This is a genomic window from Leptothrix sp. (in: b-proteobacteria) (genome assembly GCF_965250675.1).
Taxonomy (GTDB): domain Bacteria; phylum Pseudomonadota; class Gammaproteobacteria; order Burkholderiales; family Burkholderiaceae_C; genus Sphaerotilus.
Genome location: NZ_CBDFPH010000003.1, coordinates 367,393 through 381,400, shown reverse-complemented (window position 1 = coordinate 381,400; position 14,008 = coordinate 367,393). Strand labels below are relative to the sequence as shown.

Sequence of the window (14,008 nt, the reverse complement as noted above, 5' to 3'; positions counted from 1 at the left end):
CCCTCGGCATGACGGCCATTGCCTTTCACTTCAACGCGGCCGATCCACGCGACTACGGCTGCCGCCTGTTGCGCAAGGCCTGGCGCAGCGGCGCCCAGGTGGCGGTCACGGCCGACGCCACCACGCTCAATGAGCTGGATCGCCAGCTGTGGATCTTCGAGCCGCTGGAGTTCGTGCCCCACTGGCGCGGCACCCGGCCCGAAGCGCTGCCCGAGCGCCTGCAGCCGACGCCGGTGGTGCTGGTCGACCAGCCCAGCCCGGCGCAAGGCCACCGCATCCTTGTCAACATGGGCCGTGAGGTGCCGGTGGGCTTCGAGCAGTTCGAGCGGCTGATCGAGGTGGTCGGCCAGGACAGCGCCTCGCGTAACGCCGCCCGCGAGCGCTGGCGCCATTACGCCAGCCAGGGCCTGACCATCGAACGTCACGAGGTCGGCGCATGAGCCCGAACCAGCGTCCCCCAGCCGTTGACCTGCCGACCCTGACCGAGGTCATCGGCTTCGAGCAGGCCGCCCACGCCGCGACCGAGTACGAAAGCCTGCCGCATGGCGCACCGGTGCCCGTGCAACTCGCCGTGCCTCCCGCCGCTGCGACCCCGATCGACTTTGCCGATGAAGTCGACGACTGGGCCCGCCAGACCTGGGCCGCACAGGCTGAAACCGAACTCGTGCAGACCGTGCTGACCGACGTCCAGCGCCAGATCGACCACCTGTTCGAGTACCGCGTGCGCGAGGCGCTCACCCCCGTGCTGACGCGCCTGACCGAAGCGCTGGTGCGCGAAACCCGCGAAGAACTCGGCACGATCGTGCGCGACGTGGTGCGTCGTGCGGTGGCTCAGGAGCTGGCCAAACAGCGTTCGCGCTGACCGGCGTCAAATCCGGTCCGGAAGCAGGCTATACTTGCGCGCTCTGCGGAGGGGTGGATGAGCGGTTTAAGTCGCACGCCTGGAAAGCGTGTGTGGGTTAATCCCCACCGCGGGTTCGAATCCCGCCCCCTCCGCCAAAAATTGAAAAGCCCTGCGAGTCTCCGACTTGCGGGGCTTTTTTCATGGCGTGAATGTGCTGCGCCGTTCGTCGTCGATTGCTGACCGCTGGGAGCGAGACTTGTTGTTCCGTATTTTCGAGAAAAGGGTGGACAGCTTTCCGCAAGCCCTGCCCAGGCGATTGCCCGCCCGCTTTTTCGCCTTCATCTGGGCCTGCACCGAAGGCACGCGTGGCTATGTGCTGGCGATGACCTGCTTCACCGCGCTGACCGGCGCGTTCGAGGCGCTGCTGTTCGGCATGCTCGGGCAGGTGGTCGACTGGCTCAGCCACGTCGAGCCATCGCGGCTGTGGACCGACGAGCGCGCCAACCTGCTGCTGCTGGCGGGCGTGATCGTCGCCAGCCCGCTGGTGGTGGGGCTGCAGACGCTCATCAAGCACCAGACGCTGGCGATCAACTTCCCGATGCGGCTGCGCTGGAACTTTCACCGCCTGATGCTCGGCCAGAGCATGAGCTTCTACCAGGATGAGTTTGCCGGCCGCGTCGCCGCCAAGGTGATGCAGACCGCGCTGGCGGTGCGCGACACGGTGATGATCGTCACCGACATCCTCGTTTTCGTGGTGATCTATTTCGTCACCATGACGACGCTGGTGGGCGGCTTCAACCTGTGGCTGCTGCTGCCATTCGTGGGCTGGATGGTGCTCTACATCGGCGCGCTGCTGTACTTCGTGCCCAACCTGGCCCGCGTCGGCCAGGCGCAGGCCGATGCGCGCTCGTTGATGACCGGCCGCGTCACCGACGCCTACAGCAACATCGCCACCGTCAAGCTGTTCTCGCATGCGCGGCGCGAGGCGGGTTTTGCCCGCTCGGCCATGCAGGAATTCATGCAGACCGGCTACGCGCAGATGCGGCTGGTGAGCGGCTTCCAGGTCGGCATCCACACGCTCAACATGGCGTTCCTGCTGAGCACGGCGGGCGCGGCGATGTGGCTGTGGACGCGTGGTGAGATCGGCATCGGCGCGGTGGCGGCGGCCACGGCCATGGCGCTGCGCCTCAACGGCATCTCGCACTGGATCATGTGGGAGATGGCGTCGCTGTTCGAGCACATCGGCACCGTGCAGGACGGCATCGGCACGCTGTCGCGCCCGCACAGCGTGGTTGACCGGCCCGAGGCTGCGCCGCTGAAGGTCAGCCAGGGCGAGGTGCGTTTCGACAAGGTCACCTTCGGCTACGGCGACGCGCCGCCGCTGTTCAAGGATCTGGACCTGGTGATCCGCCCGGGCGAGAAGATCGGCGTGGTGGGGCGGTCGGGCGCGGGCAAGTCGACCATCGTCAACCTGCTGCTGCGCTTCTACGACGTGCAGGGCGGGCGCATCCTGATCGACGGCCAGAACATCGCCGACGTGGCGCAGGACAGCCTGCGCGCGCAGGTGGGCATGGTGACGCAGGACACCTCGCTGCTGCACCGCTCGGTGCGCGACAACATCCTCTACGGCCGCCCCGAAGCCGGTGACGCCGACATGCTGCTGGCCGCTCAGCGCGCCGAGGCGCACGGCTTCATCCAGACCCTGGTCGACGCCAAAGGCCGCCAGGGCTATGACGCGCATGTGGGCGAGCGCGGCGTCAAGCTCAGCGGTGGTCAGCGCCAGCGGGTGGCGATTGCGCGCGTCATGCTCAAGGACGCGCCGATCCTGCTGCTCGACGAGGCCACCAGCGCGCTCGACTCCGAGGTCGAAGCCGCCATCCAGGCCACGCTCTACACGCTGATGGAAGGCAAGACCGTGGTGGCGATTGCGCACCGGCTGTCGACCATCGCCGCCATGGACCGGCTGATCGTGCTGGAGCAGGGCCGCATCGTCGAACAGGGCTCGCACCAGCAGTTGCTGGAGCAGGGCGGCTTGTATGCCCGGCTGTGGGCGCACCAGAGCGGCGGCTTCCTGGGCGAAGACGTTGATGATCTTGAGCCCGCTCAAGTCCCTGCGCCCGCCTTGACCTGATGGCGCAGAAATAGCGGGTTCTTCCGCCGCGATTTGCGGCTTCGGGGTGGGCGAGGGCGGCGCACAGTCGCATCCAAGGTTTACGCGGTCGCGTAAATGCTTGAAAGGCAGCAGGCTCCGCCGCTGCCGCCCCGAAGGAGTCCCCATCATGAACATCCGCCTGCCCCTGACGGCCAGCGCCGCCTACGAAATCCGCTTCCAGTCCCTCTTCAAGGTCGGTCGCGGCCTGAGCTTTCCCTGCGATGCGCAGGGCTGGGTCGAGATCAACACCCTGAGCGAGCGCGAGCGCCTCAACTACCTGGCCGCCCGTGCGCTGGTCGGCCGCGAATACGCCACGCCCGCCGTGGTGCCGGCGGACATGCACTGAGCCGGCCTATTCCAGCAAACCCGCCCCTGAAAGGGTCATTGCTGGGACAATCGCGGTTTTCGTCCGAACCTGCCGCGCCGTGTCTGCTCTTGCTCCTGCCCCGATCGTTTCCCCGCCGCGTGCCGACAAGCCGCTGACGTCTTACAAGCCGCATTGGGCCAAGCGGTTCGGGCCGGCGCCGTTCCTGCCCATGAGCCGTGCCGAGATGGACGTGCTCGGCTGGGACAGCTGCGACGTGATCATCGTCACCGGCGACGCCTACGTCGACCACCCCAGCTTCGGCATGGCGGTGATCGGGCGCACGCTGGAGGCGCAGGGCTTCCGCGTCGGCATCATCGCCCAGCCCGACTGGCAGAGCGCCGAGCCCTTCCAGGTGCTGGGCAAGCCGAATCTGTATTACGGCGTCGCCGCCGGCAACATGGATTCGATGATCAACCGCTACACCGCCGACCGCAAGATCCGCAGCGACGACGCCTACACGCCCGGCAACGTCGGCGGCAAGCGCCCGGACCGCGCCAGCCTGGTCTACGCCCAGCGCTGCAAGGAAGCCTATCCGGACGTGCCGATCATCATGGGCGGCATCGAGGCCTCGCTGCGCCGCATCGCCCACTACGACTACTGGCAGGACAAGGTTCGCCGCTCGATGGTGGTCGATGCCAAATGCGACCTGCTGCTCTACGGCAACGCCGAGCGCGCCATCATCGAAGTGACGCACCGCCTGGCCGCCGGCGAGAACGTGCGCCGCATGACCGACATCCGCGGCACCGCTTTCGTGCGCCGCTCGGATGACCCGGACGCGCAAGGCTGGTTCGAGATCGACTCCAGCTCGGTCGACCAGGTCGGCCGCATCGACGAGCACATCAACCCCTACCAGACCACCGCCGAGCAGGCCGTGGCGCAGGGCACCACCTGCACCAAGGACGACGCCGCCGGCAAGGGCAAGGCAGCTGACGGCGCCGCACCGCCTGCCGATTCGGCCTTCAAGCCCATCACCTTCGTCAAGCCGATCGGCCGCATCAAGATGCCGCCGCGCGACAAGAGCGTCATCCGCCTGCCCAGCTACGAGCAGGTCAAGAGCGACCCGGTGCTCTACGCCCACGCCAACCGCGTGCTGCACCTGGAGACCAACCCCGGCAACGCCCGCGCCCTGGTGCAGCGCCACGGCGACGGCGCCACCGCGCGCGACGTCTGGATCAATCCGCCGCCGATTCCGCTGTCGACGTCCGAGATGGACCACGTCTTCGACCTGCCGTATGCGCGCAGCCCACATCCCGCGTACGCCGACGAGCACGGCGGCCACGACGGCGCGACCAAGATCCCCGCGTGGGAAATGATCCGCTTCAGCGTCAACATCATGCGCGGCTGCTTCGGCGGCTGCACCTTCTGCTCGATCACCGAGCACGAAGGCCGCATCATCCAGAGCCGCAGCGAAGACTCCGTCATCAAGGAGATCGAGGACATCCGCGACAAGGTCAAGGGCTTCACCGGCGTCGTCAGCGACCTGGGCGGCCCCACGGCCAACATGTACCGCATCGGCTGCAAATCGCCCGAGATCGAAGCCGCCTGCCGCAAGCCCAGCTGCGTCTACCCCGGCATCTGCCCCAACCTCAACACCGACCACGGCCCGCTCATCAAGATGTACCGCCGCGCGCGGGCCTTGAAGGGCATCAAGAAGATCCTCATCAGCTCCGGCCTGCGCTATGACCTGGCCGTCGAGTCGCCCGAGTACATCAAGGAGCTGACCCAGCACCACGTCGGCGGCTACCTCAAGATCGCGCCCGAGCACACCGAAGACGGCCCGCTGTCCAAGATGATGAAGCCCGGCATCGGCAGCTACGACCGCTTCAAGACCCTGTTCGACAAGTACAGCGAAGAAGTCGGCAAGAAGCAGTACCTGATCCCGTACTTCATCGCCGCCCACCCCGGCACGCGCGACGAAGACATGATGAACCTCGCCGTCTGGCTCAAGAAGAACGGCTTCCGCGCCGACCAAGTCCAGACCTTCTACCCCAGCCCGATGGCCACCGCCACCGCGATGTACCACTCCGGCCGCAACCCGCTGCGCAAGGTCACGCGCGACAGCGAGGCGGTCGACATCGTCCGCGGCGACAAGCGCCGCCGCCTGCACAAGGCCTTCCTGCGCTACCACGACGCCAACAACTGGCCCCTGCTGCGCGAGGCCCTGCAGGCCATGGGCCGTGCCGACCTCATCGGCAACGGCAAGCACCACCTGATCCCCACCTACCAGCCCGTCACCGATGGCAGCTACCAGAGCGCGCGCCGCAAGAACAGCACGCCGGTGGGCGTCAAGGCCGGCTCCACGCCGCCGAAGGGCCGCATCCTGACCCAGCATACCGGCCTGCCTCCGCGCGAAACCGGCGCCGGCGGCAGTCGCATCAAGCCCGAGTCCAACCGCTCGCGCATCGTTGTGCCAGGTGCCATCAACCGTGCGCCTGCGGCGGGGACGACGCGTAAGAAGCGGTGATCTGAGGTCGGCCTCCCGTGCAAGATGGGAGGCTGTTTTTGATCTATGCCGGCGCAAATGGGTTGAACACTTCCAACCCCAGCGCCTTGAAGTCGGCCACATTCCGTGTCGCAACCGTCAGCCCATGCACCTTCGCGGTGGCCGCGATCATGGCGTCTTCATACAGTGTGTCGGACTTGCGGTGCATCAACCGCGCCCAGGCCCTGAAGGTGGCTGCATCCATCGGCAGCACGTTGTAGGCGCTGGCGACCAATTCCAGCCACGCTTCGATCTCACCGGCCTTCGCGGCGTTCTGCTCTCGCGTCAACTCGATGCCCGCCTGTATCTCACCCAGGGTGACGGCAGATAAAAACAGCTGTGCATCATCCAGCGCCTCCAGCCAAGCCACCACCCCGCCGTGCGGGCGCGGCTTGCGCAGTTCAGACACCACATTCGTGTCCAGCAGGTACAGGCCCGTCACAGCATCGGCTCCACCTTGCGGCGCTGCGCCTGCCCACGGGCCGGCAAGACCAAGTCGGTGCGCGCCTGGTCAGACAGCAGCAACTGCTTCAACGAAGGCCGCGCCGCGGCCTGCAACCGCCGCCACTCCTGCACCGGCACCAGCACGGCCGCTTCAGCGCCACGCCGCGTCACCATCTGCGGTCCTTCTTGCAGGCAGGCATCCAGAAACTCGCTGAATCGCGCTTTCGCGTCCTGAACGGGCCATGTGTGCATGGGAACTCCAACGGAACTAGTCATCTGGCTAGTCTGAAGAGTTCTTCAGGCCGTGTCAAATGCGATGCGCTGCCCGGCTTTAGGTGTGGGTTCACCCGCGATCTCTGCATCACTCTCACGCAACGTCAGGTCTCACTTCAATCTTCCCAGCTCGCGCACTTGCCGTTGTCCTTGCCGCATCCGGTGCCTGATCCCCTTGCCTGGCGAGCTTTAAGCTCTGCAGATTCAAAACTGAAGTGAAACCTCATGCTCCTCCGCCTCCACCACGCCGCCATCATCTGCTCCAACTACGAGCGCTCCAAGCGCTTCTACGTCGAAACGCTCGGCCTGAAAGTGCTGGCTGAAAATTTCCGTGAGGCGCGCAACTCGTACAAGCTGGATCTGCAACTGCCCGATGGCTCGCAGATCGAGTTGTTTTCGTTTCAGAACGCGCCCCCGCGCCCGTCCTACCCTGAAGCGCAGGGGCTGCGGCATCTGGCGTTTGAGGTGGCCGATGTGGCGCAGTGCAAGGCCGAGCTGGAATCGAAAGGTGTGGCGGTGGAGCCGATTCGGGTGGATGAGTACACCGGGCGGCGGTTCGTGTTCTTTGCCGATCCGGATGACCTGCCGCTGGAGTTGTACGAGGCCGGGCCGGTTTCGGCCTGAGCTTTTCAAGCCGCTGCGTCTGTCATTTACCGGCGCGCCAATCGCCGCGTCTCCCCCACCGCCATCAGAAAGAACGCGTCGTCGGCCACGCCCTGGTCTTGGCGGGCGCGTTGCAGGGCGGCGGCGGGTTCGTCCAGCGCTTCGTCGGCCAGGCTGAAGGTGCCCCAGTGGACGCCGGTGGAGCGTTTGGCGCCCAGGTCGCGGTGGATTTGCACGGCTTCGGCCGGGTTGACGTGTTGGGCGCGCATGAACCAGCGGGGTTCGTAGGCGCCGACCGGGATCAGGGCGAGGTCGAAGCCGCCGCCAGTGGCCTGGCGCGGTTGGGCGCGGCGGCGGATTTCCTGGAAGTCGGGGGAGTAGCCGGTGTCGCCGGTGTAGATCAGGTGCAGGTCGTCGGCAAACACCGCGAAGCCGCCCCACAGGGTCTGCAGCCGGTCTGACAGGGTGCGGCCTGACCAATGCTGCGCGGGGGTGAGCATGACGTCGACCGGACCGGCCGCGCCGGGGACGGCGTGGGTGTCCCACCAGTCGAGTTCGACGACGCGGGTGATGCCGACGTCGGCAAACCAGGCCTTGAGGCCCAGCGGCACGATGAAGAGCGGCGCGCCGCCGGGCTGGGCGTTGAGCTGGCGGACGCTGGCTTCGTCGAGGTGGTCGTAGTGGTTGTGGGAGACCAGCACGACATCGATGCGCGGCAGTTGCGCCGGGGTGAGGCCGGGCGGCTGGGCGCGCTGGGGGCCGAGGTAGGGCACGGGCGAGGCGCGCTCGGAGAACACCGGGTCGGTGATGAGGTTGAGGCCAGCCATCTGCACCAGCATGGTCGAGTGGCCGACCCAGGTGACCGCAGGCTGCATGGCCGCGCCGGCCCGGGCGTTGGCCTGAATGAAAGGCACGTCGGCCGCCACCTGGGGCGTGGGCGTACGCGGTGCAGGCGGCAGGCCGTTGCGGGCGGCGTCCCATTGCCACTGCAGTACGGAGAGCATGCCCTTGGGCTCGAACGCGACATGCGGATTGCGGAAGCCACCGGGCCGGTGGTGGGCCTTGTCGGCCTGGAAGTGCGGGTTGGCCGTGGCGCACGACTGCAGCGCGCCAGCGCCCCCGGCCAGCGCCGCGAGCAGGGCCAGGGTGAGCCACAGCGGGCGGGAGCGGGGCAGGCGCATGGTGGCGGGGTCCGGAAGTGAGGGCGAGCGCGAGCATAGCGAGGCAACGGGGCCTGTGGCGCCGCCATACTCCAATCCCCCACAACGTTTGAATTTCATCGGAGCCCGCGGCATGACCCCTACTTTTCGCAGACCCCAGGTGTGTGTCCTGGGCAGCGCCGAGCCGGGTTCGCCGGCCTTTGAGCTGGCCGGCCAGGCGGGTGAGTTGCTGGCCGGGCTGGGCATCACGCTGGTGAGCGGTTGCGGCAGCCCGGCCACCCGCGTGGCGGCCGAGCGGGCGGTGGCGGCGGGCGGGGAGGTGGTGAGCATCATCCCCGCCGGCGAGATGCCGGCGGCGGACTGGCCCGCCACGGTGGTGATTCCGTGTGGCATGGGCGATGCGCGCAACCTGCTGATGGCGCTGGCCGGCGATGCGTGCCTGGTGATCGGCGGGCGTGCCGGCACGATCTCGGAGGTGTGCCTGGCGTGGCTGCACCACCGGCCGCTGCTGCCGCTGACAGGCTGCGGCGGCTGGTCCGACGGGCTGGAAGCCAACCCGCCCGACGAGCGCCAGAACTCGCCCATCCTGCCCTGGGGTTCCAGGGCCGAACTGGAGGCGCAACTGCGGGCGCTGGGGCTGGTCCCGCCCCGCCATGCTCCAATCCCGCATGACTCCAGAAACGACCCCTGAACCCATCCTCGATTTTCTTGACGACCTGTTCACCGGCGACGCCGAGCGGTACGACCTGGTCGTGCGGCTGCGCAAGCTGGTGTTGTCGGTGGACCCGCGCATCACCGAGGAGGTGAAGTACGGCGGCATCCTGTTCTCGGCCGGGCCGCCGATCTGCGGGCTGTTCTCGTACGAGAAGCATGTGGCCCTGGAGTTCAGCCGGGGCGCCGAGCTGGCCGATCCGCACCATGTGCTCGAAGGCGAGGGCAAGCTGCGCCGTCATATCAAGCTGCTGACCAAGCAGGAGCTGTTCAAGAAGAACGTGCGCGAGTACGTGACGCTGGCGCTGGCGGCGGGTGTGTCGAGCGCGGCGGCGGCCAAGGCGGCGCGGGCGCAGGCCAAGTCGCGGGGTTGACCGGGCGGGCACGCGGTGCGTGCTTGTCGTGTGCTGACAACGCGGGAGCGTTGGGTTGCCGCACAGCCTTGATGTGAAACAAATCCTGTCGGTTTCGTGGTTTGGTTTGTGATGAATGTCACGAACTGAGCCGAGGTGTGTCGTTGAATGTCGGGGCGGTGCGCGATGTGGCGATGCGCGCCGATCGACTTTCACCTCAACCTTCGGGAGTTTTCACATGGGCATTTTTGGCAGCATTCTGAGCAAGCTGGGTTTTGGCGACGACAAGGTGGCTGAAGCCACTGCAGCTGCCGCCGCCGTGGCCGCCGCACCTGAAGCCGCAGCGGCGCCAGCCGCGCCGGTGGTGGCTGCGGTGAGCGACGTCGATGTGTTGTCCAAGCTGGAGACGCTGGCGGCGGCGCATGCCGGGGCCTTGAACTGGAAGACCTCGATCGTCGACCTGATGAAGCTGCTGGGCCTGGACAGCAGCCTGGGCGCGCGCAAGCAACTGGCGAGTGAACTGGGTTGCCCGGCCGACAAGATGGGCGACTCGGCGCAGATGAACATCTGGCTGCACAAGACGGTGCTGCAGAAGCTGGCGGCCAACGGCGGCAATGTGCCGGCGGAGTTGCTGTAAGAACGGGTGGGGATCGCGGCTGAAGCCGCACCCAAAAAAGAAAAGCCGCTCCAGAGCGTTCATGCTCTGGCGCGGCTTTTTGTCGATGAAGCTTCTGGGCTTCTTACTTCGACCAGTTGTCTTTCAGGCCGGTGATCTTGTTGAAGACCGGGCGGCCGGGCGCGTGGTCGTGGCGGTCGGTGACGAAGTAGCCGAAGCGCTCGAACTGGAAGCGCGTGTCGGCCGCGGCCTGCGCCAGTGACGGCTCGACGTAGGCGGTGATGACGCGCTTGCTCTGCGGGTTGAGCAGGGCGAGGAAGTCCTTGCCGCCGGCGTCGGGCTGGGCGTCGGTGAACAGGCGGTCGTAGAGGCGCACCTCTGCGGCCACGCCGTCGGCCACGCCGACCCAGGTGATGGCGGCCTTGACCTTGACGAGGTCGGCGCCGGGCGTACCGCTCTTGGTGTCAGGCACGACGGTGGCCAGCACTTCGGTGATGCGGCCATCAGCGTCCTTGGCGCAGCCGGTGCACTCAATGACGTAGCCGCCCTTCAGGCGCACCTTGTTGCCCGGGAAAAGGCGTTTGTAGCCCTTGGGCGGCACTTCCTCGAAGTCTTCACGCTCGATCCACACTTCGCGGCCGATGCTGAACTGGCGATGCGCGGGCTCGGGCGTGCCCTCGGGAGGGTGGGGCAGGGCGGGCAGGCTGCACGGCTCCTGGTGGCCGGCGCCCCCTTGGGCGGCAAATACGTCGTCCCAGTTGGTCAGCACCAGCTTGACCGGGTCGAGCACGGCCATGCCGCGGTGGGCCTTGGTTTCGAGGTCGTCGCGCAGCGCGATGTCGAGCGTGCTGTAGTCGATCCAGCTGTAGTCCTTGCTGACGCCGATGCGCTCGGCAAACAGCTGCAGCGCCGCAGGCGTGTAGCCGCGGCGGCGCAGGCCGACGATGGTCGGCATGCGTGGGTCGTCCCAGCCTTCGACGTGGCCTTCGTTGACCAGTTGCGCCAGCTTGCGCTTGCTGGTGATGACGTAGGTGAGGTTGAGGCGCGCGAATTCGTACTGGCGCGGTGCGGGTGCGGCGAGCAGGCCCGCTTCGATCAGGCGCTCCAGCAGCCAGTCGTAGAAAGGGCGCTGGTCCTCGAATTCGAGCGTGCAGATGCTGTGAGTGATCTGCTCGAGCGCGTCTTCGATCGGGTGGGCGAAGGTGTACATCGGGTAGATGCACCAGGTGTCGCCGGTGTTGTGGTGGGTGGCGCGGCGGATGCGGTAGATGGCCGGGTCGCGCAGGTTGATGTTGGGCGCGGCCATGTCGATCCTGGCGCGCAGCACGGCGGCGCCGTCGGGCAGCAGGCCGTCGCGCATCTCGCGGAAGCGGGCCAGGTTCTCGGCTGGCGTGCGGCTGCGGAACGGGCTGTTGGTGCCGGGTGTGTTGAAGTCGCCCCGGTTGGCGCGCATGTCGTCGGCGGACTGCTCATCGACGTAGGCGTGGCCGGCAGTGATGAGCGCCTCGGCAGCGCGGTACATCACGTCGAAGTAGTTGCTGGCGTAGTAGAGGTGGTTGTTGCCGTTGGCCTCCCAGCCGAAGCCGAGCCACTGCACCGCGTCGATGATGCTGTCGACGTACTCTTTTTCTTCTTTTTCAGGGTTGGTGTCGTCGAAGCGCAGGTGGCAGGCGCCGCCATAGTCGCGCGCCAGGCCGAAATTCAGGCAGATGCTCTTGGCGTGGCCGATGTGCAGGTAGCCGTTCGGCTCGGGCGGGAAGCGGGTGCGGATGCGCGCGGGGTCCAGTGGGCCGGCGGCGTGGTGGGCGGCGTCGCCCGGGGTGCCGGCGAAATGACGCTGGGCATAGGTGCCGGCCTCCAGATCGCGCTCGATGATGCCGCGCAGGAAATGGGTCGGCTTGTGGTCGTTGGGGGTGGGGTGCTTCGCGTCGCTCATGTCAAAAATTGTAGCCAGCCCATCTGGCTTCTTCTGATGCAACGGGAGGTAACGCAGGGCACAATCTTTTCAGCGTTTTTTCAGAAAGGGTTCGACATGCAGCAGACCAGTGATTTCCATGCAACCCTGCCGCCTCCGCCCATCGAGCACCTGACGCGGCCGGGTGCGAACTGGCTTCAGTCGCTGCCTGTGCCGATCCGTCCGCTGATCACGGCCAACCGGCACGCGCACATCATCAACAAGCTCAGCATCCTGTGGGGAAATCCTGACGATCTGTCCCGCTACCTGGGCGAATTGATCCTGAGTTCGCGCCCGGGTCGGCGTGGCTTTGCGCCCGAGGTGCTGGAGGAGTTGCTCGACCTGCAGCGCGCCCTGCAGGAGCAGGGGCGCATCTGACAGGTGGCGGGCGGTTCAGCCGGCCGGGGTGTTCAGCGGCGGCGGCTGGTACCGCCGCCCAGCAGCGAGCCGAGCACGCCGCGCACGATCTCGCGTCCCACCGCCGAGCCCACCGTGCGCACGGCCGACTTGGCCATCGATTGCGCCAGCCCATCGCGTTGACCGCCACGCGGGCCGGTGCTGCCGAACAGCAGGCCGCTCAGGCCGCTCATGAGCGACTCGGCCATGCCGCCGCCGCTGGCCTCTTGCGGGGCGCCATTGCTGTTGCCGTTGCCGGCTGCCGAGGGCGCGTTGCGGAAGGACTCCTGCGCGCTGGGCGTGGCGGTGGTCGTGGCTGAGGCCGGTGCTGCACTGCCCTTGATGCGCTCGTAGGCCGATTCGCGGTCGACGTGTTTTTCATACACGCCCGCCACCAGCGAGCCGGCCAGGAGTTGCTGGCGCTGTGCGGCGTCGATCGGGCCGATGCGGCTGCCCGGCGGCAACACAAAAACACGTTCGGTCACGCTGGGGCGGCCTTTTTCGTCCAGCAGGCTGACCAGCGCCTCACCCACCCCGAGTTCTGTAATGACGGTGGCAATGTCCAGGCCGGGGTTGGCGCGCATGGTTTCCGCCGCCGCCTTGACGGCTTTCTGGTCGCGCGGCGTGAAGGCGCGCAGCGCGTGCTGCACGCGGTTGCCGAGCTGGCCGAGCACCGTATCGGGAATGTCGAGCGGGTTCTGCGTCACGAAGTACACGCCCACGCCCTTGGAGCGCACCAGGCGCACGACCAGCTCGATGCGCTCGGTCAGCGCCGCCGGCGCGTCCTTGAACAGCAGGTGGGCTTCGTCGAAGAAGAACACCAGCTTGGGTTTCTCCAGGTCGCCCACCTCGGGCAGCGACTCGAACAGCTCCGACAGCATCCACAGCAGGAAGGTGGCGTACAGCCGCGGCGCGTTCATGAGCTGGTCGGCGGCCAGGATGTTGACCACACCCTCGCCATCGACGGTCTGCATGAAGTCACTGATGTCGAGCATCGGCTCGCCGAAGAACTTGTCGCCGCCTTGCTCATCGATCTGCAGCAGGCCGCGCTGGATGGCGCCCACGCTGGCGGCGCTGATGTTGCCGTACTCGGTGGTGAACTGCGCGGCGTTGTCGCCGACGTACTGCAGCATGGCGCGCAGGTCTTTCAGGTCGAGCAGCAGCAGGCCGTTGTCGTCGGCAATCTTGAACACCAGCTGCAGCACGCCCTGCTGGGTTTCGTTGAGGTTGAGCATGCGCGACAGCAGCAGCGGCCCCATGTCGGAGACGGTGGCGCGCACTGGGTGGCCTTGCTCGCCGAAGACGTCCCACAGCGTCACGGGGCAGGCGCCCCAGGCCGGCGTGTCCAGGCCGCGTTCCTGCAGCACCTTGACGAGCTTGGGCGTGGCGCTGCCGGGCTGGCTGATGCCGGTCAGGTCGCCCTTGACGTCGGCCATGAAGACCGGCACACCGGCCTGCGAAAAGCTCTCGGCCAGCTTCTGCAGCGTGATGGTCTTGCCGGTGCCGGTGGCGCCGGTGATCAGACCGTGGCGGTTGGCCAACGCCGGCAGCAGGTGGCACTCGATCTCGCTGTGGCGGGCAAGCAGAATGGGTTCGGTCATCGGGGGCTCCGGTAAGCGGGCGAGCGCAAAAGTAAAATGGCAGTCTAGCCAA

The 14,008-nt window shown here is 67.0% G+C and carries 15 protein-coding genes and 1 tRNA gene; 11 read left to right on the top strand and 5 right to left on the bottom strand.

The window, feature by feature from the left end:
* Positions 1-8 precede the first annotated feature (8 nt).
* The 6 genes from AC5IG3_RS07300 to AC5IG3_RS07275 all read left to right on the top strand — a co-directional run bounded on the left by AC5IG3_RS07300 (position 9) and on the right by AC5IG3_RS07275 (position 5,827).
* Positions 9-440, top strand: coding sequence for a DNA polymerase III subunit chi (locus tag AC5IG3_RS07300; protein ID WP_491905614.1), 432 nt, complete (start codon positions 9-11; stop codon positions 438-440).
* Positions 437-862, top strand: coding sequence for a hypothetical protein (locus AC5IG3_RS07295; protein WP_491905613.1), 426 nt, complete (start codon positions 437-439; stop codon positions 860-862). The genes AC5IG3_RS07300 and AC5IG3_RS07295 overlap by 4 nt, the downstream gene beginning before the upstream one ends.
* A 47-nt stretch (positions 863-909) precedes the next feature.
* Positions 910-999, top strand: a tRNA-Ser gene (locus AC5IG3_RS07290).
* A gap of 104 nt (positions 1,000-1,103) precedes the next feature.
* Positions 1,104-2,975 carry an ABC transporter ATP-binding protein gene (locus AC5IG3_RS07285; protein ID WP_491905665.1) on the top strand — a complete coding sequence of 624 codons (1,872 nt, stop codon included), beginning with the start codon at positions 1,104-1,106 and terminating at the stop codon, positions 2,973-2,975.
* A gap of 148 nt (positions 2,976-3,123) precedes the next feature.
* Positions 3,124-3,342 (top strand): hypothetical protein, encoded by a 219-nt coding sequence (locus AC5IG3_RS07280; RefSeq protein WP_491905612.1) that lies wholly within the window; start codon positions 3,124-3,126, stop codon positions 3,340-3,342.
* A gap of 190 nt (positions 3,343-3,532) precedes the next feature.
* Positions 3,533-5,827: a YgiQ family radical SAM protein gene (locus tag AC5IG3_RS07275; protein WP_491905611.1), complete on the top strand. Its 2,295-nt coding sequence runs from the start codon at positions 3,533-3,535 to the stop codon at positions 5,825-5,827.
* A 43-nt stretch (positions 5,828-5,870) separates the two neighbouring features.
* Here the strand turns inward: AC5IG3_RS07275 and AC5IG3_RS07270 are convergent, their stop codons facing one another.
* Positions 5,871-6,278 (bottom strand): type II toxin-antitoxin system VapC family toxin, encoded by a 408-nt coding sequence (locus tag AC5IG3_RS07270; protein ID WP_491905664.1) that lies wholly within the window; start codon positions 6,276-6,278, stop codon positions 5,871-5,873.
* Positions 6,279-6,283: 5 nt separating this feature from the next.
* Entirely contained in the window at positions 6,284-6,541 is a 258-nt protein-coding gene (locus tag AC5IG3_RS07265) for a type II toxin-antitoxin system Phd/YefM family antitoxin (protein ID WP_491905610.1), read from the bottom strand.
* A 246-nt stretch (positions 6,542-6,787) separates the two neighbouring features.
* On the opposite strand from AC5IG3_RS07265, the gene gloA2 reads away from it, so the two are divergent.
* Entirely contained in the window at positions 6,788-7,186 is a 399-nt protein-coding gene (gloA2, locus tag AC5IG3_RS07260; RefSeq protein ID WP_491905609.1) for an SMU1112c/YaeR family gloxylase I-like metalloprotein, read from the top strand.
* Positions 7,187-7,212: 26 nt separating this feature from the next.
* On the opposite strand, the gene AC5IG3_RS07255 is transcribed toward gloA2, so the two are convergent.
* Positions 7,213-8,346, bottom strand: a complete 1,134-nt coding sequence (locus AC5IG3_RS07255; RefSeq protein ID WP_491905608.1) for an MBL fold metallo-hydrolase — start codon at positions 8,344-8,346, stop codon at positions 7,213-7,215.
* A gap of 112 nt (positions 8,347-8,458) precedes the next feature.
* Between AC5IG3_RS07255 and AC5IG3_RS07250 the strand changes: the two genes are divergently transcribed.
* From AC5IG3_RS07250 to AC5IG3_RS07240, 3 genes are all read left to right on the top strand, one after another.
* Positions 8,459-9,016: an SLOG cluster 4 domain-containing protein gene (locus AC5IG3_RS07250; protein ID WP_491905607.1), complete on the top strand. Its 558-nt coding sequence runs from the start codon at positions 8,459-8,461 to the stop codon at positions 9,014-9,016.
* Complete coding sequence (locus AC5IG3_RS07245; RefSeq protein ID WP_491905606.1) at positions 8,994-9,410, top strand: DUF1801 domain-containing protein; 417 nt, start codon at positions 8,994-8,996, stop codon at positions 9,408-9,410. The genes AC5IG3_RS07250 and AC5IG3_RS07245 overlap by 23 nt, the downstream gene beginning before the upstream one ends.
* 217 nt (positions 9,411-9,627) lie before the next feature.
* Positions 9,628-10,026 carry a DUF3597 domain-containing protein gene (locus AC5IG3_RS07240; protein WP_491905605.1) on the top strand — a complete coding sequence of 133 codons (399 nt, stop codon included), beginning with the start codon at positions 9,628-9,630 and terminating at the stop codon, positions 10,024-10,026.
* A 103-nt stretch (positions 10,027-10,129) separates the two neighbouring features.
* On the opposite strand, the gene AC5IG3_RS07235 is transcribed toward AC5IG3_RS07240, so the two are convergent.
* Positions 10,130-11,941: a glutamine--tRNA ligase/YqeY domain fusion protein gene (locus tag AC5IG3_RS07235; protein ID WP_491905604.1), complete on the bottom strand. Its 1,812-nt coding sequence runs from the start codon at positions 11,939-11,941 to the stop codon at positions 10,130-10,132.
* 96 nt (positions 11,942-12,037) lie between these two features.
* Between AC5IG3_RS07235 and AC5IG3_RS07230 the strand changes: the two genes are divergently transcribed.
* Positions 12,038-12,337 (top strand): hypothetical protein, encoded by a 300-nt coding sequence (locus AC5IG3_RS07230; protein WP_491905603.1) that lies wholly within the window; start codon positions 12,038-12,040, stop codon positions 12,335-12,337.
* A 32-nt stretch (positions 12,338-12,369) separates the two neighbouring features.
* On the opposite strand, the gene AC5IG3_RS07225 is transcribed toward AC5IG3_RS07230, so the two are convergent.
* A complete protein-coding gene (locus AC5IG3_RS07225) occupies positions 12,370-13,956 on the bottom strand; it encodes a helicase HerA-like domain-containing protein (protein WP_491905602.1) in 1,587 nt (528 codons plus the stop codon).
* Positions 13,957-14,008: the final 52 nt, after the last annotated feature.

Coding starts and splice junctions, on each gene's coding strand:
- AC5IG3_RS07300 (WP_491905614.1), top strand. CDS start 9: ATGACGGCCATTGCCTTTCACTTCAACGCGGCCGATCCACGCGACTAC.
- AC5IG3_RS07295 (WP_491905613.1), top strand. CDS start 437: ATGAGCCCGAACCAGCGTCCCCCAGCCGTTGACCTGCCGACCCTGACC.
- AC5IG3_RS07280 (WP_491905612.1), top strand. CDS start 3,124: ATGAACATCCGCCTGCCCCTGACGGCCAGCGCCGCCTACGAAATCCGC.
- AC5IG3_RS07275 (WP_491905611.1), top strand. CDS start 3,533: ATGAGCCGTGCCGAGATGGACGTGCTCGGCTGGGACAGCTGCGACGTG.
- AC5IG3_RS07265 (WP_491905610.1), bottom strand. CDS start 6,541: ATGCACACATGGCCCGTTCAGGACGCGAAAGCGCGATTCAGCGAGTTT.
- gloA2 (WP_491905609.1), top strand. CDS start 6,788: ATGCTCCTCCGCCTCCACCACGCCGCCATCATCTGCTCCAACTACGAG.
- AC5IG3_RS07255 (WP_491905608.1), bottom strand. CDS start 8,346: ATGCGCCTGCCCCGCTCCCGCCCGCTGTGGCTCACCCTGGCCCTGCTC.
- AC5IG3_RS07250 (WP_491905607.1), top strand. CDS start 8,459: ATGACCCCTACTTTTCGCAGACCCCAGGTGTGTGTCCTGGGCAGCGCC.
- AC5IG3_RS07245 (WP_491905606.1), top strand. CDS start 8,994: ATGACTCCAGAAACGACCCCTGAACCCATCCTCGATTTTCTTGACGAC.
- AC5IG3_RS07240 (WP_491905605.1), top strand. CDS start 9,628: ATGGGCATTTTTGGCAGCATTCTGAGCAAGCTGGGTTTTGGCGACGAC.
- AC5IG3_RS07235 (WP_491905604.1), bottom strand. CDS start 11,941: ATGAGCGACGCGAAGCACCCCACCCCCAACGACCACAAGCCGACCCAT.
- AC5IG3_RS07230 (WP_491905603.1), top strand. CDS start 12,038: ATGCAGCAGACCAGTGATTTCCATGCAACCCTGCCGCCTCCGCCCATC.
- AC5IG3_RS07225 (WP_491905602.1), bottom strand. CDS start 13,956: ATGACCGAACCCATTCTGCTTGCCCGCCACAGCGAGATCGAGTGCCAC.